General features: G+C 68.5%; 25 protein-coding genes and 1 pseudogene. 16 read left to right on the top strand and 10 right to left on the bottom strand.

The features are described 5' to 3' along the window. Window positions 1-304 precede the first annotated feature (304 nt). Complete coding sequence (locus tag ACTWQA_RS15565) at window positions 305-2,305, bottom strand: ATP-dependent DNA helicase (protein WP_443159935.1); 2,001 nt, start codon at window positions 2,303-2,305, stop codon at window positions 305-307. A 230-nt stretch (window positions 2,306-2,535) separates the two neighbouring features. Between ACTWQA_RS15565 and ACTWQA_RS15560 the strand changes: the two genes are divergently transcribed. Together ACTWQA_RS15560 and ACTWQA_RS15555 are read left to right on the top strand one after the other, a co-directional pair. Next, window positions 2,536-3,723 carry a hypothetical protein gene (locus ACTWQA_RS15560; protein WP_443159934.1) on the top strand — a complete coding sequence of 396 codons (1,188 nt, stop codon included), beginning with the start codon at window positions 2,536-2,538 and terminating at the stop codon, window positions 3,721-3,723. 64 nt (window positions 3,724-3,787) lie between these two features. After that, window positions 3,788-5,374: a Na+/H+ antiporter gene (locus ACTWQA_RS15555; protein WP_443159933.1), complete on the top strand. Its 1,587-nt coding sequence runs from the start codon at window positions 3,788-3,790 to the stop codon at window positions 5,372-5,374. 18 nt (window positions 5,375-5,392) lie between these two features. Here the strand turns inward: ACTWQA_RS15555 and ACTWQA_RS15550 are convergent, their stop codons facing one another. Continuing rightward, window positions 5,393-5,650: a UBP-type zinc finger domain-containing protein gene (locus ACTWQA_RS15550; RefSeq protein ID WP_327590671.1), complete on the bottom strand. Its 258-nt coding sequence runs from the start codon at window positions 5,648-5,650 to the stop codon at window positions 5,393-5,395. Between the two features lie 125 nt (window positions 5,651-5,775). Here ACTWQA_RS15550 and ACTWQA_RS15545 point away from each other — a divergent pair, with 125 nt between their 5' ends. Genes ACTWQA_RS15545 through ACTWQA_RS15520 form a run of 6 tightly spaced genes read left to right on the top strand, consistent with a single transcriptional unit; the run spans window position 5,776 to window position 12,523 of the window. After that, the gene (locus ACTWQA_RS15545) at window positions 5,776-6,537 is read left to right on the top strand and encodes an ABC transporter ATP-binding protein (protein ID WP_327590672.1); all 762 of its coding nucleotides are present in this window, start codon (window positions 5,776-5,778) and stop codon (window positions 6,535-6,537) included. After that, window positions 6,525-7,301: an ABC transporter ATP-binding protein gene (locus tag ACTWQA_RS15540; RefSeq protein ID WP_443159932.1), complete on the top strand. Its 777-nt coding sequence runs from the start codon at window positions 6,525-6,527 to the stop codon at window positions 7,299-7,301. The genes ACTWQA_RS15545 and ACTWQA_RS15540 overlap by 13 nt, the downstream gene beginning before the upstream one ends. Window positions 7,302-7,352: 51 nt before the next feature. Beyond that, window positions 7,353-9,173: an AMP-dependent synthetase/ligase gene (locus tag ACTWQA_RS15535; RefSeq protein ID WP_443159931.1), complete on the top strand. Its 1,821-nt coding sequence runs from the start codon at window positions 7,353-7,355 to the stop codon at window positions 9,171-9,173. Continuing rightward, on the top strand, window positions 9,170-10,057 hold the full coding sequence (locus tag ACTWQA_RS15530) for a branched-chain amino acid ABC transporter permease (protein ID WP_305922796.1): 888 nt from the start codon (window positions 9,170-9,172) through the stop codon (window positions 10,055-10,057). The genes ACTWQA_RS15535 and ACTWQA_RS15530 overlap by 4 nt, the downstream gene beginning before the upstream one ends. Further along, on the top strand, window positions 10,054-11,220 hold the full coding sequence (locus ACTWQA_RS15525) for a branched-chain amino acid ABC transporter permease (protein ID WP_443159930.1): 1,167 nt from the start codon (window positions 10,054-10,056) through the stop codon (window positions 11,218-11,220). Before ACTWQA_RS15530 ends, ACTWQA_RS15525 begins: the two co-directional genes overlap by 4 nt. A 13-nt stretch (window positions 11,221-11,233) precedes the next feature. Beyond that, the gene (locus ACTWQA_RS15520) at window positions 11,234-12,523 is read left to right on the top strand and encodes an ABC transporter substrate-binding protein (RefSeq protein ID WP_443159929.1); all 1,290 of its coding nucleotides are present in this window, start codon (window positions 11,234-11,236) and stop codon (window positions 12,521-12,523) included. A 197-nt stretch (window positions 12,524-12,720) separates the two neighbouring features. On the opposite strand, the gene bla is transcribed toward ACTWQA_RS15520, so the two are convergent. Next, the gene (gene bla, locus ACTWQA_RS15515) at window positions 12,721-13,656 is read right to left on the bottom strand and encodes a class A beta-lactamase (protein WP_443159928.1); all 936 of its coding nucleotides are present in this window, start codon (window positions 13,654-13,656) and stop codon (window positions 12,721-12,723) included. Between the two features lie 173 nt (window positions 13,657-13,829). Here bla and ACTWQA_RS15510 point away from each other — a divergent pair, with 173 nt between their 5' ends. The 4 genes from ACTWQA_RS15510 to ACTWQA_RS15495 are packed head-to-tail and all read left to right on the top strand — an operon-like array spanning window position 13,830 to window position 15,323. Further along, window positions 13,830-14,219, top strand: a complete 390-nt coding sequence (locus ACTWQA_RS15510) for a hypothetical protein (protein WP_443159927.1) — start codon at window positions 13,830-13,832, stop codon at window positions 14,217-14,219. A 53-nt stretch (window positions 14,220-14,272) separates the two neighbouring features. Next, window positions 14,273-14,599 carry a YidH family protein gene (locus ACTWQA_RS15505; RefSeq protein WP_443159926.1) on the top strand — a complete coding sequence of 109 codons (327 nt, stop codon included), beginning with the start codon at window positions 14,273-14,275 and terminating at the stop codon, window positions 14,597-14,599. Window positions 14,600-14,609: 10 nt separating this feature from the next. Continuing rightward, window positions 14,610-14,945 (top strand): DUF202 domain-containing protein, encoded by a 336-nt coding sequence (locus tag ACTWQA_RS15500; protein ID WP_305922805.1) that lies wholly within the window; start codon window positions 14,610-14,612, stop codon window positions 14,943-14,945. Between the two features lie 48 nt (window positions 14,946-14,993). Continuing rightward, window positions 14,994-15,323, top strand: a complete 330-nt coding sequence (locus tag ACTWQA_RS15495; RefSeq protein WP_443159925.1) for a hypothetical protein — start codon at window positions 14,994-14,996, stop codon at window positions 15,321-15,323. 100 nt (window positions 15,324-15,423) lie between these two features. Here the strand turns inward: ACTWQA_RS15495 and ACTWQA_RS15490 are convergent, their stop codons facing one another. Continuing rightward, window positions 15,424-17,268, bottom strand: a complete 1,845-nt coding sequence (locus ACTWQA_RS15490) for an ABC transporter ATP-binding protein (RefSeq protein ID WP_443159924.1) — start codon at window positions 17,266-17,268, stop codon at window positions 15,424-15,426. After that, complete coding sequence (locus ACTWQA_RS15485) at window positions 17,265-19,049, bottom strand: ABC transporter ATP-binding protein (protein WP_443159923.1); 1,785 nt, start codon at window positions 19,047-19,049, stop codon at window positions 17,265-17,267. The genes ACTWQA_RS15490 and ACTWQA_RS15485 overlap by 4 nt, the downstream gene beginning before the upstream one ends. Window positions 19,050-19,194: 145 nt before the next feature. Between ACTWQA_RS15485 and ACTWQA_RS15480 the strand changes: the two genes are divergently transcribed. Further along, window positions 19,195-19,674 (top strand): nucleoside deaminase, encoded by a 480-nt coding sequence (locus ACTWQA_RS15480; protein ID WP_443159922.1) that lies wholly within the window; start codon window positions 19,195-19,197, stop codon window positions 19,672-19,674. Between the two features lie 26 nt (window positions 19,675-19,700). Here ACTWQA_RS15480 and ACTWQA_RS15475 read toward each other — a convergent pair whose 3' ends face one another. Further along, complete coding sequence (locus tag ACTWQA_RS15475; RefSeq protein WP_443159921.1) at window positions 19,701-20,816, bottom strand: ferritin-like domain-containing protein; 1,116 nt, start codon at window positions 20,814-20,816, stop codon at window positions 19,701-19,703. Window positions 20,817-20,899: 83 nt separating this feature from the next. On the opposite strand from ACTWQA_RS15475, the gene ACTWQA_RS15470 reads away from it, so the two are divergent. Continuing rightward, a complete protein-coding gene (locus ACTWQA_RS15470) occupies window positions 20,900-21,538 on the top strand; it encodes a TetR/AcrR family transcriptional regulator (RefSeq protein WP_327590689.1) in 639 nt (212 codons plus the stop codon). Between the two features lie 3 nt (window positions 21,539-21,541). On the opposite strand, the gene ACTWQA_RS15465 is transcribed toward ACTWQA_RS15470, so the two are convergent. Both ACTWQA_RS15465 and ACTWQA_RS15460 read right to left on the bottom strand, forming a co-directional pair. After that, entirely contained in the window at window positions 21,542-22,000 is a 459-nt protein-coding gene (locus ACTWQA_RS15465; RefSeq protein WP_443159920.1) for a transglycosylase SLT domain-containing protein, read from the bottom strand. Window positions 22,001-22,334: 334 nt separating this feature from the next. Then, complete coding sequence (locus ACTWQA_RS15460; RefSeq protein ID WP_327590691.1) at window positions 22,335-22,739, bottom strand: transglycosylase SLT domain-containing protein; 405 nt, start codon at window positions 22,737-22,739, stop codon at window positions 22,335-22,337. A gap of 187 nt (window positions 22,740-22,926) precedes the next feature. On the opposite strand from ACTWQA_RS15460, the gene ACTWQA_RS15455 reads away from it, so the two are divergent. Continuing rightward, on the top strand, window positions 22,927-23,412 hold the full coding sequence (locus ACTWQA_RS15455; RefSeq protein WP_443159919.1) for a glutathione peroxidase: 486 nt from the start codon (window positions 22,927-22,929) through the stop codon (window positions 23,410-23,412). Window positions 23,413-23,579: 167 nt separating this feature from the next. On the opposite strand, the gene ACTWQA_RS15450 is transcribed toward ACTWQA_RS15455, so the two are convergent. Then, entirely contained in the window at window positions 23,580-24,110 is a 531-nt protein-coding gene (locus tag ACTWQA_RS15450) for a hypothetical protein (protein WP_443159918.1), read from the bottom strand. Between the two features lie 222 nt (window positions 24,111-24,332). Here ACTWQA_RS15450 and ACTWQA_RS15445 point away from each other — a divergent pair. After that, window positions 24,333-24,503 (top strand): annotated as a pseudogene (locus ACTWQA_RS15445) (IS1634 family transposase); the annotation flags it as partial. Window positions 24,504-24,750: 247 nt separating this feature from the next. Here the strand turns inward: ACTWQA_RS15445 and ACTWQA_RS15440 are convergent. Then, window positions 24,751-25,662 carry a hypothetical protein gene (locus ACTWQA_RS15440; RefSeq protein WP_443159917.1) on the bottom strand — a complete coding sequence of 304 codons (912 nt, stop codon included), beginning with the start codon at window positions 25,660-25,662 and terminating at the stop codon, window positions 24,751-24,753. Window positions 25,663-25,724: the final 62 nt, after the last annotated feature.

The following is a 25,724-nucleotide window of genomic DNA, read 5'->3' as shown; positions in this document are numbered from 1 at the left end:
CTTCTTTTACGCGGTGTCGTGGTTTGCCACTCGCCGTACGTTGGCTGAGGGCACTCCAGGGAACGGCCTCTGACCCTTCACCGGCGGGCCGCCGTTACGCGAGCGTTTTCTGGACCGGCTACGTGGTCCAGGCTAGATCGGTCGCGTGCGCGTCGGCCATGGATGTTGCGCCAAGCTCCGCCTCTCGCCGCGCCGGCGCTCGGAAGGCGCGACGGCTGCAGGACCCGCCTCGGCACGCCTGGCACGCCCGGCACGCCCCAGCCTGGAGCAGCTCACGCGAGGCCCACGGGGCTCGCAAGGGGCGTTACGTGGTTGGTTCGGCTGATAGGCGTTTCAGGGCGGCGCGGGGGATGGAGGGGTCCGTCGTGCGCCAGAACGGGGGGAGGGAGCCCAGGAGGAAGCTGCTGTAGCGGGCCGTGGCGAGGCGGGGGTCGAGGACGGCGATCACGCCCTTGTCGTTCTGGGCGCGCAGGAGGCGGCCGGCGCCCTGGGCCAGCAGCAGGGCGGCGTGGTTGGCGGCCACCGCCATGAAGCCGTTGCCGCCTCGCGCCGCCACGTGGCGCTGCCTGGCCGACGTCAGCGGGTCGTCGGGGCGGGGGAACGGCACCCGGTCGATGATGACCAGCCGCAGCGACGGCCCGGGCACGTCCACGCCCTGCCACAGCGACAGCGTGCCGAACAGGCAAGTCGGCTCGTCCTCGGCGAACTGCTTGACCAGCAGCATCGTCGAGTCGTCACCCTGGCACAGCAGCGGCACCTCCAGCCGCTCCCGCAGCGCTTCCGTGGCCGCCTTGGCCGCGCGCATCGACGAGAACAGCCCCAGGGTGCGTCCCCCGGCCGCCTCGATCAGCTCGGCGATCTCATCCAAATATTGCTGCGGCAGCCCGTCGCGGCCCGGCTGGGGCAGGTGCTTGGCGACGTAGAGGATCCCTGCGCGCGGGTGGTCGAACGGCGAGCCGACGTCGATGCCCTGCCAGCCCTTGGCGTCGCCGAGCCCCCACTGCGCGGCCAGCCCGTCGAAGGTGCCGCCCAGCGCCAGGGTGGCGGAGGTGAGGATCACCGTGCGCTCGCCGAACAGTTTGTCACGCAGCATGCCGCTGACGGTCAGCGGCGCCACCCGCAGCGCGGGTGGCCGCCGGTCGGTGCCCGCGTCGAGCCACACGACCTCCGCCCGGTCGGCCTCGGAGTCGTGTCCGTAGGCCTCCAGCATGCGTACGGCCGTGTCGTGCACCTCGTCCAGGGCCGTGAACGCGGCCTTGCGCTGCCCGGCCTTGTCCGGGTCGTCCTTGTCGGCGCCGCGCGGACCCATGGCCGTGATGCAGCGCCAGGCGGTGTCGCGGATCAGCTGCAGTGTCAGGCCGAGCACCTGCGGCATGTCGTCGATGCGGCCGGGCGGGGCGGCGGCCAGCAGCGCCTTGAGGTCCTCGCCCGCCTCCTGGAGCTGGTCGGCGACCGTCTGCTCGATCAGCCTGCCCACCCGGCGGACCGCCAGCGACACGATCAGCTCCGACAGCTCGCCCGTCACCACCGACGTCACGCGGTCGACCAGCTCGTGCGCCTCGTCCACGACCACGACCTCGTGCTCGGGCAGCACCGGCAGGTCGCCCATGGCGTCGATGGCCAGCAGCGCGTGGTTGGTCACCACCACGTCGACCTCGCCCGCGCGGGCCCTGGCCAGCTCGGCGAAGCATTCGGCGCCACTCGGGCAGCGGTTGGCGCCCAGGCACTCCTGCGCGCTCACCGAGAACTGCCGCCACGCCTGCTCGCTCACCCCCGGCACCAGCTCGTCGCGGTCGCCGGTCTCGGTCTCCTCGGCCCACTCCTGGATGCGCTGCACCATGCGGCCCGTGGCGCTCACCTCGCGGGGGTCGAACAGCTGGTCCTGCTCGTCCTCCTCGGGCCAGCCCGCCGTGGCCTTGTAGCGGCACAGGTAGTTGCGGCGGCCCTTCAAGATCGCGAACGTGGGCTCGTGCGGCAGCTCCTTGCTCAGCGTCTCGGCCAGCCTGGGCAGGTCGCGGTCCACGAGCTGGCGCTGCAGCGCGATCGTGGCCGTGGACACCACGACCGGCTTGTCGCTGTCCATCGCGTGGCGGATCGACGGCACGAGGTAGGCCAGCGACTTCCCGGTGCCCGTGCCGGCCTGGACCGCCAGATGCTCCTCGTCGTCGATGGCCTGCTGCACGGCGCGGACCATCGTGATCTGGCCCTGCCGTTCGCTCCCTCCGAGAGCGCCGACCGCGATGCTGAGGAGTTGGTCCACTGGCGGGAGATGGGAGTCCGGCACGGCACTAAACGCTACCCGCATTTTCCGGGTCGCCGTGCCGAACGCGGTGTGATCGGCCATGCGCATCCCGACATTCCTGAATCCTTTCGCCGGCGCGCATGGCACACTGGGCGATCGGGACTCCAACTGGTCAAACACGATCTTCCCGTGTGTGATCGGAGGGATTCGCGGTGTATATGGGAAGGCCGGTTCCGTAGGGTTTTCCGGGGTTGAGTGGACGAATAAAGGCTGGTTAAAGCAGTATGTCTGCCATGTCGGAAGTTGTCCCGTTGCCGTCGTTCGGCGAAGTCTTCTTCGATGCACGAGGTCAGGAGCGGTGTCTCCGGGTCACGTGGCACGAGGGCACCTTGGTGCTCAGCCTGTGGCGGGGGGAGATGTGCACAGCGAGCTTCCGCATGCCGATGGAGGACGTCGGCCGGCTGCTCGACACCCTTGACGAGGGCTTTGCCGAGGCCACGGGCGAGCAGCCCGCCGTGCCCGCGCACGATCCGGGCACCGAAGTCATGCCGGGCACAGGCCAATACCAGCGGCCGTCGCAGCCCGCTCCCCAGCACCATCTCCAGCAGCCGGCCCACCCCCAGCTCGACGAGCGTCCCACGGCCGCGTTGTCGCCCAACGACGTCCTCGTGGCCAGGGGGCCGGCGCCTCAGGACAAGCTGGTCGCCTCCTACAGCGAGACCACGGGGCCCAGGGACACGACCCCCGCCTATGGCGAGCAGACGGCGGCGCCCTTCACCGGCCCCCAGTACGTCGACTCCACCGCACCCCAGCCCCAGTACGCCGGCGACCCCTTCAGTGGCCCCCAGTACACCGGCGATCCCTTCAGCGGCCCTCAGCACACCGGCGACCCTTTCAGCGGCCCTCAGTACACCGCCGAGGCTCCGCAGTACCAGCCGCAGCCTGATCGCTTCAGCGGGTCTCAGTACGTGGACAACCAACCCGTCTACCAGCTGCCCGAGGAGCAGCGCCGCCCGTCGCCGCTGAGCACCGACCCCCTGGGCTTCCCCTCCCAGGCCGCCGACCCCTACGCGGCGGCCCCCCAGCACCGGTCCGAGCCGTACCACTCCGACCCGTACCCGTCAGATCCGTACGCGTCCGACTCCTTTGGGCGGCGTCAGGAGGCCTACCAGCAGCCCCAGCCCCAGCCGCAGAGCCAGAGCGCCGCCGGCCTGGGCACGCCCATGCACGGCATTCCGGGCGCGGGCCGGCGCCGGGCGGCGCCCCCGCCCGCCCGCGACGACTACGCCGCCTACCAGCAGGCCCCGCAGGCCAACCCGGTGGACCCGCTGCTGGCCCTCGGCAGGCAGGAGCCCCAGCAGCCGGATGCGGGCATGGTCCGTCCGTACGCCGGGGATCCCATGTTCTCTACCGGCGAGCGCCTGCGTCCGGAGCAGCAGCACCCGGACTACCACCAGCGGAGCGACCGCAGGGAGTGGTGATTCACCCGGCCCCGTCCAGGTACGCTCTGCGCGAGGCGATCGGGCCGAGGTAGAAGGAGCGTCGGTGAGTCCCATCCTGGGCTTGCAACTGCTGCTGGTGGCCGCCGGTGCTATCGCGGTCTCCGCCATGGCGCGGCGTAAGGGCTGGCCGGCTCCGCTGCTGCTGGTGGCCGCTGGGTTGCTGGCCTCGCCGCTGGTGCCCGCGGTGCCGCTGGATCCCGAGCTGGTGCTGTTCGTGTTCCTGCCGCCGCTGCTCTACTCGGCCGCGCTCGACAGCTCCTACCTGCGCCTGCGTGACGTCAAGCGGGCCGTGCTGCTGCTGTCGATCGGGCTGGTGCTGTTCACGACGGCCGTGGTCGGGCTGCTCGTCCACCTGCTGCTGCCGGATCTGCCGCTGGCGCTGGCGTTCGCGCTCGGCGCCATCATCGCGCCGCCCGACGCGGTGGCCGCGGTCGCGGTCGGCCGGCGGCTCGGCCTGCCGCGCAGGACGCTGACGATCCTGATCGGCGAGAGCCTGTTCAACGACGCCACGGCGCTGACGGCCTACCGGGTGGCGATCGGGGCGGCCGTGGGCGGCACCGTGGACCTGGTGGAGAGCATCGGAGCGTTCTTCATCGCGGCGGCGGGCGGGGTGGCGATCGGGCTGGCTCTGGCGTTCCTGTTCGCCTGGGTGTTCCAGCACACGCGAGACTCGCTGGTCGAGAACACGCTCATGCTGCTGATCCCGTTCGCCGCCTTCTTCGCGGCCGAGACCGTGCACGCCTCCGGCGTGATCGCGGTCGTGATCGTGGGCCTTTACCTGGGCTACCGCATGCACCTGCGCGGGTTCGGCACCCGGCTGGTGTCCGACGCGGTGTGGAAGGTCACCGACTTCTTCCTCGAGACGATCGTGTTCGCCCTGATCGGGCTGCAGCTCGTGACCGTCATCCAGGGCATCGGCGGCTACAGCGCGTGGGCGGTCGCGGGTTACGCGGCGGCGGTGCTCGCGGTGACGATCCTCAGCAGGTTCGTCTGGGTGTTCACCGCCACCTTCCTGACCAGGGCGCTGGTCAGGAACGCCAGGCAGCCGGCGCCCACGCCGAAGCAGGCGGTGATCCTGAGCTGGGCGGGGATGCGGGGCGTGGTGTCGCTGGCGGCGGCGTTCGCGATCCCGCCGGAGGTCCCGCCGCGCGACCGGGCGATGCTGCTGTTCCTGACGTTCACGACCGTGATCGGCACCCTGCTCATCCAGGGCATGACGTTCCCCGCGCTGATCAGGCGGCTGGGCGTGACGAGCACGCAGGAGCAATACGAGGACCGCCTGGCCGAGGCGGCCGCCCAGCAGGCGGCGCTGGAGGCAGGATTGGCCGAGCTGGAGCGGCTGGTCGCCGAGCAGGACGGCGAGCCCGACGAGATCCAGAAGCAGGTCATCGACCAGCTCAGGGAGAAGTCATGGCGGCGGTCGCTGACCGCGTGGGAGCGCCTGGGCGGCGGCACCGGGCACGGCGGCGCGGAGACCCCGAGCGCGCTCTACCGGCGGTTGCGCCGCGACATGCTGCAGGCCGAGCGCCAGGTCTTCGTGCGCCTGCGCGATGAGCGCCGCCTCGACGACGAGGTGCTGCGCGAGGTGATGGCCCAGCTCGACTTCGAGGAGGCCATCCTGGAGCGTTAGCGGAGCCGTCCCCGGCCGCTAACCCATCTGGCTGTCCACGAAGCACCACCGCCACTCCTCGCCGCGCTCGAACGACTGGATCACCGGATGCCCCGTCGCGTGGAAGTGGGCGGTGGCGTGCTTGGCGGGCGAGGAGTCGCAGCACCCGATGTGGCCGCACTCCAAACAGCGCCGCAGGTGCACCCAGCGGCCACCGTCGGCCAGGCACTCCTCGCAACCCTCAGGCGTCTTCGCCGCCGGGTCGTCGGCCTGGGAAAGATGCTCGCACATTGCCATAACAGAAATCTTAGGGCCAGTGTTCGATCTAATTTCGGCCAGGCCCCTTGTCGGCTGGCGGACAAGCGTAGACATTGTGCTCAACGGGGGAGTGACATAGGCCACACTGTCCCGAGGAGCCGCCCTTGCTGGAGGTACGCAACCTCGAGGTCGTCTACGACGACGTGATGCTCGTGCTGCGCGGCGTGAGCCTCAATGTCCCCCCTGGCTCGATCGTGGCCCTGCTCGGCGCGAACGGCGCGGGCAAGACCACGCTGCTGCGGGCCCTGTCCGGGCTGCTCGACGTCCACGACGGCGAGATCACCAAGGGTGCCGTCACGCTGGAGGGCGAGCCCATCCACCACCTCAAACCCGCCCAGATCGTCCGGCGCGGGGTGAGTCAGGTGATGGAGGGCCGCCGCATCCTGTCCGAACTGACCGTCGAGGAGAATCTCAAGGTCGGCGGCCACACCGCCACCACCTCCCACCTGGACCGCGTGTATGGTCTGTTCCCACTGCTGGCCGAGCGCCGCAAGAGCGTGGCCGGCTACCTGTCGGGCGGCGAGCAGCAGATGCTGGCCGTCGGCCGCGCCCTCATGGCCGGCCCGAAGTACCTGCTGCTCGACGAGCCCAGCCTGGGCCTGGCCCCGTCCCTGGTCGGCCAGGTGCGCGACCTCATCGTCGAGATCAACCGGCAGGGCACCACAGTCCTGCTGGTCGAGCAGAACGCCACCATGGCCCTGTCCATCGCCTCCCACGGCTACGTCATGGAGACCGGGAAGATCGTCATGGACAAGCCGGCGCAGGAGCTGCTAGCCGACGAGGACATCAAGGAGTTCTACCTCGGGGCCGTCCGGTCCTTCCGCGAGGTCAAGCACTACAAGCGGAGGAAACGATGGCTCTCCTGACGTTCGAGGACGTGCACCTGAGCTTCGCCGGCGTCAAGGCCGTCGACGGCGTCAGCTTCGAGGTGGGACAGGCGGAGCTCCTGGCGGTCATCGGGCCGAACGGCGCGGGCAAGACCTCGATCTTCAACGTGCTGTCCGGCGTCTACCGGCCCCAGCGCGGCCGGGTCACCTTCCTCGGCGAGGATCTGCTGCTCAGGCGGCCGCACGAGATCGCCGCGATGGGCCTGGCCAGGACGTTCCAGAACGTGGAGCTGTTCCACAACCTCACCGTCCTGGACAACCTCATGCTCGGCCGCCACCACCACTTCCGCTACGGCGCGTTCTCCGCCCTCCTGTGGTACGGACGCGCCCGGCGGGCCGAGCTGGCCGCCCGCGCCAAGATCGAGGACATCATCGACTTCCTCGAGCTGGAGGCCTGGCGCCGCCATCCCGTGCGGCTGCTGCCGTACGGGATCCAGAAGCGGGTCGAGCTGGGCCGGGCCCTCGCCATGGAGCCGCGCCTGCTGCTGCTCGACGAGCCGGTGGCCGGCATGAACCTGGAGGAGACCGAGGACATGGCCAGGTTCGTCCTGGACATCCGTGACGAGCTGGGCATCCCGCTCGTGCTCGTGGAGCACGACATGGGGCTCGTCATGGACCTGGCGGACCGGGTGCTCGTGCTGGACTTCGGCCGCCCCGTCGCGCTCGGCCGCCCGGCCGAGGTGCAGCAGGACCCCAAGGTGATCGAGGCGTACCTGGGAGGCACACATGGCCGAACGGAGTGAGGCCATCAGTAGACACAGCACCTTGGTCATGAGGCCGACGAAGGAGGCCTCATGACCATCGTGGACAGGGTGCGGGAGCGGGCCAGGACCACGCCCGACGCGGTCGCGATGCGGCACAAGGACTTCGGCATCTGGCAGGAGGTCACCTGGGCGGCGTACTGGACGCACGTCGAACTGGTCGCGCACGCCCTGCTCGCGCTCGGCGTCGAGCCCGGCGACCGGGTGGCCGTCCACGCGGACAACCGCCCGGAATGGCTCTACGGCGACCTCGGCACGGTCGCCGTGCGCGGCATCACGGTCGGCCTCTACCCCACCAACCCGCCCGCCGAGGTCGCCTACCTGCTGGCCGACTCCGGTGCGAAGATCCTCATCGCCGAGGACCAGGAGCAGGTCGACAAGGCCCTGGCCGTCCTCGACGAATGCCCCGACCTGCGGCGCATCGTCTACCTCGAGCCGCGCGGCATCCGCGGCCGCTACGACGACGAGGTCCTGATGTCCTGGCCGGAGCTGCTCGCGCTGGGCGCCGAGCACCGGGCCGCGCACCCGGACGCGGTGGAGCGCCGCATGGCGGAAGCGGCGCGCGACGACGTGGCGACGCTCATCTACACCTCCGGCACCACCGGACCGCCCAAGGGCGTCATGCTCACCATCGGCAACGTCGAGTTCGCCGTCGACACCCTTGTCACGGGCGGCGGCTTCACCTCGCCACCGCCGTCGGAACGCGACCTCGCGCTGTCGTACCTGCCGCTGTGCCACGTCGCCGAGCGGGCGTTCACCGTGTGGTTCAACTCGGCGGCCGGCGTGCAGGTGAACTTCGCCGAATCCATCGACACCGTCCAGGCCAACCTGCGCGAGGTGCAGCCCACGATCCTGTTCGGGGTGCCGCGCATCTGGGAGAAGGTGCTCGCCCAGGTCACCATCAGGCTGGAGTCGGCCTCGCCGGTCAAGCGGGCGATGACCCGGTTCTGGCTGCGGACGGCCGACCGGATCGGCGACACCCTGGTACGCACCGGCGGCCGGCACACCTTGCGGACGCGGGCGGCGTACGGGGTCGGCTGGGTGTTCTGCTACCGCGCGCTGCGCGAGCGGCTCGGCATGCGGCGGGTGCGCTACGCCGCCTCCGGCGCCGCGCCCATTGCGCCCGACGTGCTCAAGTTCTACATGGGGATCGGCATCCCCATGCACGAGGTGTACGGGATGAGCGAGAACACCGCCATCGCCACCGCCAACCGCCCCGGCCGGGTCCGGCTCGGCACGGTCGGGGAGCCGCACCCCGGCATCGAGCTGAAGATCGACGAGGCCACCGGCGAGATCATGACCCGGCATCCCGGCAACTTCGCCGGCTACTGGCGCAACCCGCGCGCCACCGCCGACGTGCTCGATCCCGACGGCTGGCTGCACACCGGCGACGTGGGCGAATGGGTGGACGGCACGCACGTGCGGATCACCGACCGGATGAAGGACATCATCATCACGGCCGGCGGCAAGAACGTCGCGCCCAGCGAGATCGAGAACGCGCTGAAGGCATCGCCGTACCTGAAGGAGGCCGTCGTCATCGGGGACCAGCGGCCGTACCTGGTGGCGCTGATCGGGATCGAGCCGGACACGGTGGGGGAGTGGGCGCGGCGGCGCGGCCTGCCGTACACCACCTACCGGGACCTGTCGGAGAAGCCGGAGACGCGGGAGCTCGTCCGGGGGATCGTCAACGAGGTGAACGAACGGTTCGCGTCGGTCGAGCAGGTCAAGCGGTTCGCGTTCCTGCCGAAGGAGCTCGACCACGAGGACGGCGAGCTGACCGCCACGCAGAAGGTCAAGCGCAGTGCCATCGCCAAGCTGTTCGAGGACCTGGTGGAAGGGATGTACGCCCGGTGAAGGGGCTGCTGGAGACGGTCATCAGGGGCCTGGGCAACGGGTCGGTGTACGCGTTGCTCGCGCTGGGGTTCGTGATCATCTACAAGGCGACGCGGGTCATCAGCTTCGCGCAGCCCGCGCTGATGCTGGCCGGGGCCGTCGCGGTGAGCTACCTGGCCGAGGTGACCGGGTTCTACGCGGCCGTGCTGCTGTCGGCGCTGCTCATCGCCGGCGTGGCGCTGGGCATCGAGCGGGTGGCGATCCGGCCCATGGTGGGGCGGCCCGTCTTCGTCGTGGCGATCATCACGCTCGGCATCGACGTGGTCGTGCGGGTGGTGGTCAACGCCTTCATCGGCAGGGACGTGCGGCAGATGGGCGATCCGTGGGGGTTCACGCAGGTCTCGCTCGGGCCGCTGGTCGTGCAGTCACGCTGGCTGGCCATGCTGGTGGTCACCGCGGTGCTGGTCGGACTGCTGTTCGCGTTCTTCCGCTTCACCAGGTACGGCCTGGCCATGCGGGCGGCGGCCTTCGACCAGGAGACCGCGCTGGCGCAGGGCGTGTCGGTCGGCATGGTGTTCGCGCTGTCGTGGGGCCTGGCCGGGTTCCTGGCGGCGATCGCCGGAATGTTCGTCGGCACCGGTCAGGGCATCGAGCAGCTGACGTGGGTGATCGCGTTGAAGGCGCTGCCGGCGATCATCGTGGGCGGGCTCGACTCCCTCGGCGGCGCCGTCGTGGGCGGGCTGGTGGTCGGCGTCGTGGAGTCGCTCTTCCAGTCGTACCAAGGGGATTTCGCGCCCTGGCTGGGACAGAACTTCGCGGTCGTCTCGCCGTACGTGGTGATGCTGATCGTGCTGCTGGTCAGGCCGTACGGCCTGTTCGGGACCCGGGAGGTCGAGCGGGTATGACCGACACGCGCTCCGCGGCGGCGCAGACCGCCCCTGACATACCGACCGGCCGGTCTCGCCGGGTACGCGGCCGGCCGCTGCTCTATACCTCCTACGCCCAGGACATGGCGCTGCTCGACACCCGGGCCAAACGGGTGTGGACGGGCGTGCTGGTGCTGCTCGCGTTCGCGCTGGCGGTGCTGCTGCAGGACCGGTCACTGGAGGTGCTGGCGGGGGCCTACGTGCTGGCCATCGGCGCGATCGGGCTCAACATCGTCACCGGGTACGCCGGCCAGGTCTCCCTCGGCCACGCCTTCTTCGTCGCCATCGGCGCTTACACGGCGGCCGCCCTGTCCGGACCTGTCGACGGCGAGCGGCTCGGCTACGGGATCGCGGAGATCTGGATCTGGCTGCCGGCCGCCGGACTGGTCGCCGCCGCGGCCGGGGTGCTCGTCGCGCCGCTGGCCACCCGCCTGCGCGGCCTCTACCTGGCCGTCGTCACGCTCGGCCTGGTCTTCCTCGGCGAGCACGTCTTCAAGGAGTGGAAGGAGCTCACCGGCGGCCCCGGGGTGGGGCGCGAGGCGGCGATCCCGCAGCTCTTCGGCACCCGCCTGGACCAGGACGGCCCGCTCGGTACCAAGGAGCAGACCCTGTATGTCCTCATGCTGGTGCTGCTCATCGTCTTCGCCATCGCCGCCCGTAACCTGGCCCGCTCGCGCATCGGCCGCGCCTTCGCCGCCATCCGCGACCGGGACATCGCGGCCGCGGTCATCGGGGTGCCGCTGACGCGCAACAAGGTGCTGGCGTTCGGGATCTCCTCCTTCTACGCCGGGTGCGCGGGCGGCCTGCTCTACACGATCTCCGGGTACGTCGAGCCGGGCTCGTTCAGCCTGCTCATGTCGGTGCAGTTCATCGCGATGGTCCTGATCGGCGGCGTGGCCACCGTGTCCGGGGCGATCGCGGGCGCGTTGTTCATCTCGCTGTTGCAGCCTCTCACCAGGGCGCTGCCCTCGCTGGTGCCGTTCGTCAGCGGCGACACCACGCAGACCCCCAACGTGTTCCAGGTCGAGACCGTCCTGTACGGGCTGCTGATCGTGCTGTTCCTCATCTTCGAACCGCGCGGCCTGTTCGGTCTGTGGATCCGGATCCGCAACTACTGGAAATCCTGGCCTTTTTCATACTGAGAAGGGATTTTTCATGAAGAGTCGCTGTGTGGTGGCGTTCACCGCGGTGGTGGCACTTCTGTCCGCATGCGGCGTCATCCGGGGGGACGACGAGGGCAGCAAGGCCGGAGCCCAGGCTCCAGGTGTCACCGCGGAGCCCTGCCCGAATGCGGTCGACCGCAACAAGGGCTGCATCTACCTCGGCACGATCTCCGACCTCACCTCGGGCCCGTTCGCCGCGCTCGCGGTGCCCATCACCGACGCGCAGAAGGCCTTCTGGGCCCGCGTCAACAAGGCCGGCGGCGTCGGCGGCAAGTACGAGGTGGACGTGACCCGCTTCGTCCGCGACAACAAGTACAACCCAGAGGTGCACCGGCAGGTCTACAACGAGATCAAGGACCAGGTGCTCGGCCTGGCCCAGACGCTCGGCTCGCCCACGACCGCCGCCATCATCGGCGACCTCAAGGCCAACAGCATCGTCGCCGCTCCCGCCTCGTGGACCTCGGCGTGGGAGTTCGAGGACGTGATCATCGAGAGCGGGTCCAACTACTGTGTCGAGGCCATGAACTCCGTGGACTACGCGATGGAGACGTACAAGCCGAAGTCGGTCATGGCCGTGCACCTGGCCGGCGACTACGGCGCGGACGCCGCCGCCGGCGCCAAGATCGCCGCTGAGCGCAACGGCCTGACGTTCACCAGCGTCGAGACCCCGAGCGGCGCGAACGAGCAGGGCCGCGCCATCACCGAGATCACCAAGAACAAGCCGGACCTGGTGATCCTCACCACGGGCCCGGCAGACGCCGCGACCATCATCGGCCAGGCCGCCGCGGCCGGCTTCAAGGGCCGATTCATCGGCACCGGCCCGACCTGGAACCCCGCCTTGCTGAAGTCACCCGCCGCACCGGCCCTGAAGGCGTTGTACGAGCAGTCGGCGCCCGGCAAGCCCTGGAACGCCGACACACCCGGCCATCAGGCCGTACGTGAGGCGTTCCCGAACGTGTCCGCCAATGAGGGCTACACCTCGGGGTGGGCATGGGCGTACCCGCTGAAGGCGGCGCTGGACAAGATGGTGGCCGGCGGCGACGTGAGCAGGAAAGGCCTGCTGGCGGCCGTGAAGACGCTGAAGACGGTGGACTACGAGGGCATGCTGCCCCCGGAGGCCGGGAACTTCGCCGACGACGCCAACACGGCGACCTTCCGCCAGACCTTGATCAACAAGGTGGACGACCAGGCGCCGACCGGCGTCTCGATCGTCAAGGACTTCTTCACGGGTGAGACCGCGAAGTCGTACACCTTCGACGGGCCCTGCTTCACCAAGCTCTAAACCGGTGCTCAGGGTCCGGGGGCCCCGCCCCCACACCCCAGGCTGGGGATCTGCGGATCCCCAGCCCCAGGACAAGGTGCACGCGGTCAGCAAGCGGCGAGGCCATCCACGGCACGAGCCAACCTGGAACGAGCCGGGGTCAACGAGATCGTCATTCAGCCGGTGATCGATCCCTCGACGGAGATGGCCACCGGACGTCAGAGCTTGCCCAGCCCGCGGGCCAGAATCGTCGCGGTCTTCGCGATCGTCTTGTCGTCGGTGGCGAGACCGGGGGAGCGGTTGGTGTAGATCGCCATGATGATGGGAGCGGCGCCCTTCTCCGGCCAGATGACGGCGATGTCGTTCCCACCGCCGAATCCCGTGGAGTTGGTGCCGGTCTTGTCGCCGATCGTCCAGGTCTTGGGCAGGCCCGCCCGGATTCGCGCGTCGCCGGTCTTGGTGGCGATCAGCCAGGCGTTGAGCTGCTCCCGATCCTTGGCGTGCAACGCGCTGCCGCTGGTCAGCACGCGCAGGTCGCGACCGATCGCCGCGGGGGTGGTGGTGTCGCGCTTGTCCTTCGGCGTCCAGTCGTTCAACCCGGGCTCGTAGCGGTCCAGGCGGGAGATCGGGTCCTTGAGCGAACGGAAGTACGCGGTCAGACCGGCGGGGCCGCCGATCTGCTTGAGGATCAGGTTGCCCGCGGTGTTGTCGCTCACCGTGATGGTCGCCTCACACAGCTGGGCCACGGTCAGCCCGTCCTTGACGTGCTTCGCGGTGACCGGTGAGTAGTCCAGCACCTCGTCGGCCGTCCAGTGGATCACCTTGCTCATCAACCCGGGGTCCGAGGTGCGGGCCTTGTGCAAGACGGCCGCGCAGGCCATGGCCTTGAACGTGGACAACAGCGGGAAGCGTTCACCCGCCCGGTACGTCACGGTCTTGCCTGTGGCGGTGTCGAGGGCGTACGCGCCGATGCGGCCGTTGAAGGCCTTCTCCAGCGCGCTCAGCTCCTTCCTGACGCTGACCTGGGCCTCGCTGGACACCACCGGCGCGGTCGCCAGGCTCGCGGCCGAGGCCGGACCTGCGCCGAGGCCTGCCACGAGGGAGATCGCCAGGGCGGTGGCCGCCGCCAGCCGATGGGTGCGGAGGTTTCGCATGTCACGTGTCCTTGCTCTCGCCTGTCAGAGGGCAGGAGCAAAGCAGATGAGATCTCCGTATGTCTAATAGCGATATCGGACACCCAACCATAGTCATTCCGATATGCAAGCTGGTGGAGGCCCGTGTGGGCGGAGTCAGCCGCTGATCTGGGGTGCTTGGGTAGGGTCGAAGTATGCGACTCCACAAGAGCCGGTTCGTGCCCCTCGCCGCCTTCGCCCTCTGCATCGCCGCCGCCGGTTGCGGCGAGGTCAATCAGACCATCGACAAGGCTCAGGCGTGCCTGGAGGCACCGAAGATCGTCAGCGAGCTGGGCGCCCAGATCGCCAACCTCACGAACGACCCCCAAGCCATGGACAAGGCCCTGGACGACGCCGCGGCCAAGCTCAACGACGTGGCGGACAAGGCCACCAACACCACGATCAAGCAAGCCTCCGACGACCTCGCCAAGACCCTGAGCGGCATCACCGTCAATGACGTCAACGACGCCGTCGACGCGACGCAGAAGGTCGCCACCGAGGGAGCCGCGTACGTGGAGAAGGTGACCAAGGCCTGCACCGGCTGAGAGCTGAATCCCGGCTTCTCTAGGGGAAATGGGGACGAAATATCGTTTTTCCTATGGAACCCGACCCGCGTTTTACCTTGGCCAATGAACGGACCTTCCTCACCTGGCTGAGCACGGCGCTGGCGCTCAGTGCGGGTGGGGTGGCCATGGCGGCGGTGCCTGCCGACGTGTTCGTGCCATGGATCCGCACCGCACTCGCCGTCGTGCTCGTCACGCTCTCCGCGCTGGCCGCGGGCATGGCCTACCCGCGCTGGCGCAACATCCAGCGGGCGCTGCGCAATCAGGCGCCGCTGCCGCCACCCGCGCTCGCCGCCGTCTTCGGCTACGGCGTGGCCGCCGTGGCCGTGATCGCCCTGATTCTCATCATCCTCTCAGCATGAGGCGGCGAGGATGACTCCCGAAGAGGAGGTCTGGGATCGTGGGCTACAGAGCGAGCGCACCAGGCTCGCGTGGGTGCGCACGGCCGTGGCTCTGGCCACCGGCGGGCTCGGCGCGACCGGGCTGGCGGCCAGGAGCGGCCTGCCGGCCCTCGCGGTGGTGGTCTTCGCGCTGGCCGCGCTGTGCGGCGGCGTGCTGCTCATCAGGACCAGGACCCGGTTCCGGCGGGTGCAGGCGGCACTGCACGGTGGCAGGCCGCTGGACCCCGGACTGGACGTGGTCTTCGCCTGGCTGGGCACGCTCAGCGTGGTCGCGGGTGCCCTGACCTTTGTGTTCACCATTCGGTGAGTCCGCTTGCGAGATTCCGGCGAGCGGGCGGAAACTCGAAGCAAGGGGGTGACCTCGTTGGAAGAAGAACGCAGGATCGTGCCGTTCGAGTGCCGCAGTTGCTGGCACGTCTGGGAAGAGGAATACCTGGTCAGGCACGTCGAGGATCAGCACGGCAACGAAGCGGAGATCTGGTTGCGCAATAGGCTGCCCGTGCCGCCGCCGTCGCCGGGCGCCATCTGCCCGCGGTGCCGTCGCCAGGACAGCACCACCTTCCCTGAGGGCTACCTGTCGCGTCATCCGGATCTGATCCCGCCGGAGAAACCGGCGGCGCCCGATCCGACCCCGCTGCTCAGCCCGGTGCCGCGTCCACTCTACTGGCAACCTGACACACGGTGAGGATTGCCTGACGGCGAGTGTCGCAGGCACGTGCGGGAGGCGGCCGAGCCGGACAGCGGCGTCCGCTGAGTGGACGCCGCTGTCCGGCCACTGGTCGCCACTAGCTGCTGAGACTGTCCAGCCAGGCCTGATGCAGGCCGGCGAAGCGGCCCGAGGCGGCGATGAGCCGGGCAGGCGGCCCGTCCTCGACGATCTCGCCTCGCTCCATGACCAGGACCCGGTCGGCGATCTCCACGGTGGACAGCCGGTGCGCGATGATCAGCGCCGTGCGGTCGGCCAGGATCGTCCGCAGCGCGCGCTGCACCAGGCGCTCGCTCGGCACGTCCAGGCTGGAGGTCGCCTCGTCCAGGATCAGCACGGCCGGATCGGCCAGGAACGCCCGGGCGAACGCGACGAGCTGCCGCTGGCCGGCGGACATGCGGCCGCCGCGCTTGCCGACCTCGGTGTCGTATCCGTCGGGCAGGCCGGAAATGAACTCGTGGGCGCCGATCGCCTTGGCCGCCTCGCGCACCTGACGATCGGTCGCCTCCGGCCGGCCGAACCTGATGTTGTCCGCGACCGTGCCGCTGAACAGGAAGTTCTCCTGCGTCACCATGACCACGGCCTGGCGCAGCGTCGGCTCGTCCAGCGTCCGCAGATCAACGCCGTCCAGCAGCACCCGGCCCTCGGTCGGGTCGTAGAAGCGGGAGATCAGCTTGGCCAGCGTCGTCTTGCCCGCGCCCGTCGCCCCGACCAGCGCCACGCTCTGCCCGGCCGGGACCGTCAGGTCGAGCCCCGGCAGGATCGGCATCTCCTCGACGTAGGCGAACCTGACGCCCTCGAAGCGCACCTTGCCGCGCGCCCTGCCCTGCGGCAGCGGCTGCGGCTTGCGCGGCTCGGGCACCGACGGCTCCTCCTCCAGCACGCCGGACAACTTCTCCAGCGCCGCGCCCGCCGACTGCAGCGTGTTGTAGAACTGGCTGACCTCCTGCATCGGCTCGTAGAACTGGCGCAGATACAGCAGGAACGCGGCCAGCACGCCGACCTTGACCTCACCCTGGAGCGCCAGCCAGCCGCCGTAGAGCAGCACCCCGCCGATCGTCAGGTTGCCGATCAGCTTGATGCCGGTCATGAACGTCGCGCCGAGCCGCATGCTGCTGGCGTTGGCGCCCCGGTAGTCGTCGTTCAGCTGCTGGAAGATCTCCTGGTTGCGGGGCTCGCGGCGAAAGGCCTGCACGGCACGGATGCCGGTCATCGACTCCACGAAGTGCACGATCACCAGCGCCACCGTCTCCCGCGTACGCCGGTAGACGAGCGCCGACTGCCGCCGGAACCACCGCGTGAACAACACCAGCAGCGGCAGCGGGATCAGCGCGACCAGGCCCAGGTGCACGTCCAGGATCAGCAGCAGCACGGCCGTGCCCACCATGGTCAGCACGGCCTTGACCAGCGCGTCGAACCCGGACTGCAGCAACTCGGCGATGGCCTCGATGTCCGAGGTCAGCCGCGAGATGACACGTCCGGAGGTGTATTGCTCGTGGAAGCTCAACGACAGCCGCTGGAAGTGGTCGAACACCCTCCTGCGCAGCTCCAGCAGGACGCTCTGGCCGATCTTGCCCGACAGCCGCAGGAACGCCTGCCGGGTCAGGGCCTGCGTCACGGCCGCGACCAGGATCACCCCGACCACGGTCAGCAGGATCGCCGCGCCCGACCCGCGGGTGATCGGCGGAATGCCCTCGTCGATGCCGACCGAGACCAGGAAGGGGATGGCGAGCCCGGCCGCGTTGGACACCACGATGATCGCCACGAGCAGCGCGATCTGCTTCCGGTACGGCTTGAGCAGGTCGCCGAGGAGCCGGCGGGAGCGCGCCCGCAGCAGGATGGAGACTTTCTCCGAGAGCTCGTCCTGCTCCTCGGAGGCGACGCCGCGCCAGGACGCCGAGGTCGGCGTAGTCGTCGTCGTCATCGCAGCGCTCCTTCCGACGCGTCGTCCAGGTCGGCGTCCTGGGCCAGCAGCTGCCGGTATTCGGGCACGTCGGCCAGCAGCTCGTGGTGCTGCCCGACGTGCGTGATCGTGCCGTCGCGCAGCAGCGCCACCTTGTCGGCCAGCAGCACGGTGGAGGCGCGGTGGGCGACCACGATGCCGGTGGCGTCGCGCAGCACATGCCGCAGCGCCTCCTCCACCAGCGCCTCGGTCTCCACGTCGAGCGCGGACAACGTGTCGTCGAGCACGAGAATCCGCGGCTTGCTGAGCACCGCCCTGGCCAGGGCCAGGCGCTGCCGCTGGCCGCCGGACAGGGACAGGCCCTGCTCGCCGATGCGGGTATCGAGGCCCCATGGCAGGTCGTACACGAACATGGCCTGCGCCGTCTGGATGGCGTTGGCCAGCTCCTCCTCGGTGGCGTCCAGCCGGCCGAGCGTGAGATTCTCGCGCACGCTCATCGAGAACAGCGTCGGCTCTTCGAACGCGGTGGCCACCACCGACCGCAGCGTGGTGAGCTCCAGGTCGCGCACGTCGTACCCGTCGATCGTGACCCGGCCGTCGGTGGGGTCGATCAGCCGGGGCACCAGTGCGGTCAGCGTCGTCTTGCCCGCGCCGGTCGCGCCCACGATCGCCACCGTCTCGCCGGGGCGCACGTCCAGCCAGACGTCGTGCAGCACCGGCCGGTCCGCGCCGGGGAAGCGGAACCCGACGCCTTCGAAGCGCAAGTGGCCGCGCGGCCTGGCGATCGTGTCCGTTCCGCCTTCGATGGCCGGGACGGTGTCCATGACCTCCATGAGCCGGTCGGCCGAGGTCATGGCCTCCTGGCCCATGGCCAGGATGTAGCCGAGGCTGGCGATCGGCCACACCAGCTGCAGCATCAGCGTGGTGAACGCGACCAGCGCGCCCAGCGTCAGCGCGCCGGAACCGACGGCCAGCGCGCCGAGCAGCAGCACCATGGCCAGCGTGATGTTGGGGATCACCTCGAGGAAGGCGAAGAACTTCGCCGACAGGCGCGCCTTGTCCATCGACGTGCCGTAGACCTTGAGCGCGGCGTCGTCATAACGGTCGTAGACGTGGTGGCGGCGGCCGAACGCCTTGATGGTGCGGATGCCGAGCGCGGATTCCTCGACGAGCGTGGCGAGGTCGCCCTGCTCGTCCTGCACCTGGCGGGAGATCCTGATGTAGCGCTTCTCGAAACGCAGCGACGTCCAGACGATCGGCACGGATGAGGCCAGCACCAGCAGCCCGAGCGGCCAGTATTTGTTCAGCAGCAGCACGGTCACCGTGATCAGCTGCAGGATGTTCATGACCAGGAACAACATCCCGAAGCCGAGGAAGCGGCGGATCGTGGACAGGTCGGTCGTCGCCCGGGATAAAAGCTGGCCGGACTGCCACTCCCCGTGGAAGCCCATGGGCAGGCGCTGCAGGTGCTCGTAGAGGTCGTCGCGGATGGCGGTCTCCAGGCCGAGCACCGGTTTGACCTGGGCCCACCGCCTGAGCAAGATCAGCAGGGCCTCGACGACGCCGACGCCGATCGCGAGCAACCCGAGCGGGAGCAGCCCGCCGGAGTCGCCGTGGGCGATGGGACCGTCGATGACCCTCTCGCTGATGAGGGGGAGGGCGATGCCGGCTCCGATGCCGACGATCGCGGCCAGCCAGATGAAGACCAATCTGGTGACGTAGGGGCGGAGGTAGGACTTCATCCGCCACAGGGAGTTGGAGGACAGCAGGGGACGGCGAGGTGTGTGCGTATCGGGAGGCATCACTTCTAGGTTAGTACGCGAGATCAACCCATTTTTGGTGGCGCGGAGGTGCGTTTCCTGTGCCTGACGTGGGAAAACGCGAGGAATCATGCACTTTCGGGCGGGCCGTTACGCTCATGGTGATGAGGCGTAGGATGAGGGACTCGTGATCAACGAATCAGACCTGCCGCACCTGCGCCGCTGCGTCGAGCTGGCCACGCGGGCCCTGGAGGTGGGCGACGAGCCGTTCGGCTCTGTGCTCGTCTCCGGCGACGGCGCCGTCCTGGCCGAGGACCACAACCACGTGGCGTCCGGGGATCGCACCCAGCATCCGGAGTTCGCGCTGGCCCGATGGTCTGCGGCGCACCTGACGCCGCAGGAGCGGGCTGCGGCCACCGTCTACACCTCCGGCGAGCACTGCCCGATGTGCGCGGCCGCCCACGCCTGGGTGGGGCTGGGGCGGATCGTGTACGTGGCGTCGTCGGAGCAGCTCGCCGCCTGGCTGTCCGAGCTCGGCGTGCCGGCGCCACCGGTCCGTACGTTGCCGATCAACGACGTCGCGCCCGGCGTGGAGGTGGAGGGACCTGTGCCCGACCTGGCGGATGAGGTACGCGACCTGCACCGCCGCTTCCACAGCGGCGGCTGACCGGCTTCGAGCCGCGGGCCACGTGGCTAGGACTCCTGGCCGAGCGCGATCGTCTCGGCGACCTCGGTGTGCCGCTCGGTCTCCTCCTGCGCGAAGCGCTCCGCGTCGAGCTTGTCGGCGATCTCCTCGTCCTGGTTCATCAGCGCCTCGAGCGACTGGCCGGCCATCTCCAGCACGCCCATCTCCGCGTACGCCTGCTGCAGCCGCGGGCTCCACAGCCCGATGTCCTTGACGCACGGCACGATCCTGCTGAACAGCAGCGACCGGAACAACCTCAGGTACTCCGAGTGCTCGGTGGCCTCCATGGCCTCGTCGACCTCGGATGTCGACAGGCCCAGGTACTCCCAGGTCTCCTTGCCGCGCAGCCGGTCGCGCATCAGGTAACAACCCTCGATGACGAAGTCCTCGCGCTCGCGCAGCTCGCTCTCCGACAGGCTCCTGTAGTAGTCGCGCAGCGCCATCCGGCCGAAGGCGACGTGCCTGGCCTCGTCCTGCATCACGTACGCGAGGATCTGCTTGGGCAGCGGCTTGGTCGTGATGTCGCGCATCACCCCGAACGCGGCTAAGGCCAGCCCCTCGATGAGGACCTGCATGCCCAGATACGGCATGTCCCAGCGCGAGTCGGTCAGCGTGCTGTCCAGCAGCGCCTTGAGATGCTCGTTGATCGGGTACGCCAGCCCCACCTTCTCCTGCAGGAACCGGGCGTACGTCTCGGCGTGGCGGGCCTCGTCCATGGTCTGCGTGGCCGCGTAGAACTTGGAGTCCAGGTCGGGGACCGACTCCACGATCTTGGCCGAGCAGATCATCGCGCCCTGCTCGCCGTGCAGGAACTGGGAGAACTGCCATGCCGCGCCGTGCAGGCGCACCTCCTGGCGGGTCTGCTCGCTCATCCGCTCCCACAGCGGGGTGCCGTAGATGGCGATCGTCTGGTCGGGGATCCCGAGCACGTTGTACGGGTCGACCTCGAGGTCCCAGTCGATGCGCTTGGTCGAGTCCCACTGCTTGTCCTTGCCCTTCTGGTACAGGGCCAGCATGCGATCTCGGCCGTCGTCGTACTCCCAGGTGAACCGGCTGCTGCCGGCCATCTGCACGTCCCAGGTGGAGAGCTCGGCGGGGATGGTGTAGAGATCGTGCGTCGACATGGGACCTCCGGGGGGGTTACGTACACCGTACGTCCATGGTTCGAGCTTGCACGTACGGCGTACGTCCGTCAATAGAATGAGCTATGCCCACGGAGCCTCTCTCGCGCAGCCGCATCGTCGCCGCGGCCATCGGCCTCATCGAGCGCGAGGGCGCCGACGCGATCTCCATGCGGCGCATCGCCGCCGACCTGGGCGTCGGCGTGATGTCCCTCTACAACCACGTGCCCAGCAAGGACGTGCTGCTCGACGGCGTGGCCGAGGCGGTGCTCAGCAAGATCGAGTTCACCGACGATCCTGACGCGCACTGGACCGACCGCGTGCGGATGCAGGCACGGGCGTTCCGGCAGATCGCCCACCATTACCCGCGCTCGACCATGGTCGTGGTCAGCCGCCAGCTCCACTCCGCGGCCGGCCTGCTACCCGTCGAGCGGGCGCTGGCCACGTTGCGCAGCGCCGGGTTCGACGGGGCGGACGCGGTCAGGACCTTGCGGATGTTCATCGCCTACATCGTGGGCTCGCTGCTGCGCGAGGTCGGGGTGACGCCGACGTTCGCGCCCGTCCACACCAGGACGATCAAAGCCGACAGTGTCGATGCCGCTCTGTTCCCCGAGGTCAGTTCGCTGGCGCCGCTGCTGGACGAGTGCGACCACGAGGCCGAGTTCGAATTCGGGCTCGAGCTGCTGATCCAGGCCATCGTGGCGCACTCGGCGCGCAGCCGGTGAGACTCAATACCAGTTGTGCGACCTGAAGTGGCCCCATGCGCCGCACGGCCTGCCGTATCTTCCCTTGATGTAGGTCAGGCCCCACCGGATCTGCGTCTCCGGGTTGGACCTCCAGTCGCGGCCCGCGCCGCTCATCTTGCCCGCAGGCAGGGCCTGTGGGATGCCGTACGCGCCCGATGAGCTGTTGCGCGCGCGGTGGTTCCAGTTGCTCTCCCTGGTCCACAGGTTGTCCAGGCAGCGGAACTCCTGAAGGTTCCACGATCGCTGGACGACGTGGTCCAGGGCGATCTTCTTGTTCCTGCTTTCCGGCCGGATGGCCGGGATGTCCGGCTCCGCCGATGTGGTCCAGGTCCTGGTCCGGACCTGCGGCACCGACTCCGCCCAAGCGGTCGTGGTGGCGCCGAACGCGGTGAACGCGGTGACGGAGATGAGGGTGCTGCTCAGTACACGTTTGCTGTCCAAGACGATCCTTGCTGTCGGGTCGCGTGCGGACAGGCGCACAAGCTTTCGCGCCCTGCTCGTCCGCGTCCGTGGCTCGGACGTGGAGGGTCCGCCCGGCCCTCCGGGATCTTGCTCCGCCCGATCCTGCTGGGCGGCCCGGAGGGCACCGCGACGTGTCCTTTAGCACGATTCCTATTACGCGCCGTCACCGCGGGTCATACTTCTCGACACGCGAAGGACAGGTGTTTGTGTGATCGTTGCGGATAAACGGCCGGCTCGCTGGGACGGGATTGCCCGGCCCGTCGCGCCTATGGTCTGCCCTTGCCACAAGAATCGGGCAAGCCTGGGGTTTGGCTCAGTACCAATGGTGGGATTGGAAGTGTGCCCACGCGCGACACGGCGTGCCGTACCGCTTCTTGATGTACGTCAGGCCCCACTTGATCTGGGTGCGGGGGTTGGTCCGCCAGTCGCGGCCCGATGAGGCCATCTTGTGGGCGGGGAGCGCCTGCGGGATGCCGTAGGCGCCGGACGAGCGGTTGCCCGCCCGGTGATTCCAGCCGCTCTCACGGGCCCAGAGCTTCTCCAAGCACCTGAACTGGGCCTTGTTCCAGCCGCGCGCCGCCACGAGGGGCTTGGCGATCGACTTGTTCCTGCTGCTCGCGCTCGTCTGGGAGCTCTGTGCCTGTGCGGCCGAGGCGCCCCCTGCCGCCACGAGGGTGGCGGTCAGGACCAGGACGCCGGTACGGCGGAGCATGGGCATGCGGGTTCCCTTTCGAAGGGGGACATGGACCGCGCCACCGTGCCCGACAGAATCGCTTGACAGGGAATTGACGTCTCAAACGAAGATCGTCAGTAAAGATCCCGATATATAGCTGTTTCAGGGGTTTTGCCCGATAAATGTGGTCTGCGTCTCATTTTCGGCGCAACTCGTTCTGTAAGGTCTTCTCATGACCCTTAGCGAGATCCCTCTCCGCACCCTCACGGACGCCCCGACCACCCTGGCCGAGCTGTCGGTCGGCAAGGCCGCCCTCATCGTGAACGTCGCCTCTCGCTGCGGCCTCACCCCGCAGTACGCAGGCCTGGTCAAGCTGCAGGAACAGTACGGCCCGCGCGGCTTCACGGTGATCGGCGTCCCGTGCAACCAGTTCGCCGGCCAGGAGCCCGGTTCGCCGGAGGAGATTCAGGACTTCTGCTCGGCGACGTACGGCGTGGACTTCCCGCTCCTGGAGAAGACCGACGTCAACGGCCCGGACCGGCACCCGCTGTACGCCGAGCTGACGAGCGTCCCCGACGCGGACGGCGAGGCCGGTGACATCCAGTGGAACTTCGAGAAGTTCCTGGTGGACGGGGAGGGCAACGTGGTGGGCCGCTTCCGTCCCCGCACCACCCCCGAGGACCCCTCCATCACCTCGGCCATCGAAAAAATCCTCTAACCGAGAAGCGCGTCCTTCCAAGTGGGACGCCGGAATGAAACCGGGCCTTTCGGGGGAGGCGGCGGACAAGATCTTCAGCCTCATGAATTCACGAGTGACAGGCTGACCGTCACATAGGGTCACATCGCGCAGAAGGTGCCGCTCCGACCTGGCATGATCTGGATTTCCTAGATCAAGTCCATGCAGGGGAACGGCACCTCGAAAGCGAAGCGTACGACACCCGCCGGGTTGCGGCGAAAGATCAAGCGTGCTAGAGCCGAACGGCGGCGTCGCAAGCCGGAAAGACGCACGTCAGCATGGTCGGTGTCGCTGGACATGAGCACGGGGGCGTTCGGACTGGTGGGCGCGGCCGGGGCGCCCTTGCTCCGACTGCTGGCCGAGTGCTCAGGGCTGCGTGGACGGTTATCGACGACCCTGACCCGGACCGGTTTCGTGCCCGGCCACGATCGTGGCCAGGCGCTGGTGGATGTCGCCATCGGCCTGGCCTTGGGCGCCACCTCGGTGACCGGGGCGATGCGGGAGATCGAGCGAGCCGGATCGATGCCCGCTTCGCCCAGCACACGCAGGCTGTCCTGTTTGCTCGTCGGTTCGATCACCCGGGCGAGCACCAACTGCCGGAACACCTCATCGCTCCCGGCCGCGGCGTCGAACCCGAGCGCGGTGTAAGCGCGAGACAGGGCATCGGCCAGGTGCTCCATCCGCGAGCTGACGATTTCCAGCGGCCCGCCCGCAGCCGGGCGGTCATCCAGCCCGAGATCCAGCTTCCTGCCCGGCGGCCAGCCGCTGACGCGCGATGGCCTTGAACCTGACTTGGCTCACGTTTCGTGATCACGATTGGCTGTGAAGCGCTGACCTGGAGGTTTGCCGTCGGAGCGGCGAAAAGTGCGCACTAAACCGGCGGCGTCTCTACGTTGTAGGCCGTGTCCCCGTACGTGCGGACGGTGAAAACGGCCTCGGGTGCGCGGGCGGTGCAGATCGTGTACTCCTCGCGCCGCGGGTCCCGGGAGATCGAGCACATCGGATCCGCACACGACGACGCCGAGCTGGAGACGCTCAAGGCCATCGCGCGTCAGCGGCTGGCCGCCGGGCAGGATCGACCAAGATCGTGAAAGATTGAGGCTCGGTGGCCGCGTGATTCGATCAAGAGCGACTGCTCTCATTGAGCCAGCTTCCGATCACAAGATCGCAACAGCCTATCGCCCATCCGCGCTGGCCACGCTGCGAATGGTGACTGCCGTACTCGGGATGGTTTGCATCACGAACATCTGCAACCGTTACGGCTGCTGACGTACAGCCACATACACGCTGGCAGTTGGTTTAGCTGACCTGTCTGATCTCCTACTGCCAGCTCTCCAGAATCGCATCCGCCAGCAGATCAATTCTACCCATGTTGTACGGGACGCCCGTTGGAGTTTCCTCTAGCGCTTCAACACATTTCGCAAGAATCCGCGCCAGCGCCAGCTCTCGCTCTGCCTTCCAGCCGAGGCCGATCGCCGCTCCCCACTGAACGAGGGGCACAGAGCTCCCGAGATATGCCCGCAGAATTGCCTCGCATTCGCCATCTCTGGATGCGCCTATCAAACCGAGCGTGATGAACGCTGTCGCGAGTACTTCGGCATCATCTTCACCCTCCACGAGCTCGAGTACGGCGGACTTGCTGATCGACGCCTTCTCCGGATAGTAACCAAGGATGGTGAGCAGCCACTTGCGCTCGCCAGGTGTACTCACCGACAATAGGTCGATTATGTCGCCGATTCGATCGCCGACTGCGTCATAGCACTGGAGGGCGATCCACTGATCCTCCAGGAGTGCCTCACCACCGGTCCACTCCGATGTGAACTGACGACCGAACTTCTCCCTCTCGCTGGCGGCATCGTCCACCCAGTCTTCGAGTTCCGCATGCAACTGAGAGCTATCCATGCGCAGCTTGCGCGCTACCTCGGTGCGAAGATCTTCTGGAATAAACTCGCTGAAGAGATAATCCTGATCATCCCCGATAGCAAAGAAGGCGATCATTTCTAGCAGCTTTACACGTTCATCCGAGCCAACGCGTTTGAGAGCATCAATAAGAAACGGGATGGCGTACGGCGTGGCTTGATAGCGCGAGCCTTGTGCACCCAGCCTGGACCATAGATTCTCCCGAGCAAGAGCCCGGTCTTCAGCGCGGTCGGCGGCGAGCGCCTGGATGGCGTGCGGGATGTTTGCAGCGGATCCGCTGGCGTCAGTTAGCTTTGCCCAGTCAGGTCTCATAGTTGTGGAATCCTAGCAAGATTATGTGCATACCGCGACTTCGGCTCCGCATTCCACTGGGA

The sequence above is a fragment of the Nonomuraea sp. 10N515B genome, assembly GCF_052245915.1.
Lineage (GTDB): Bacteria > Actinomycetota > Actinomycetes > Streptosporangiales > Streptosporangiaceae > Nonomuraea.
This window is presented reverse-complemented; position numbering and strand designations above follow the sequence as displayed.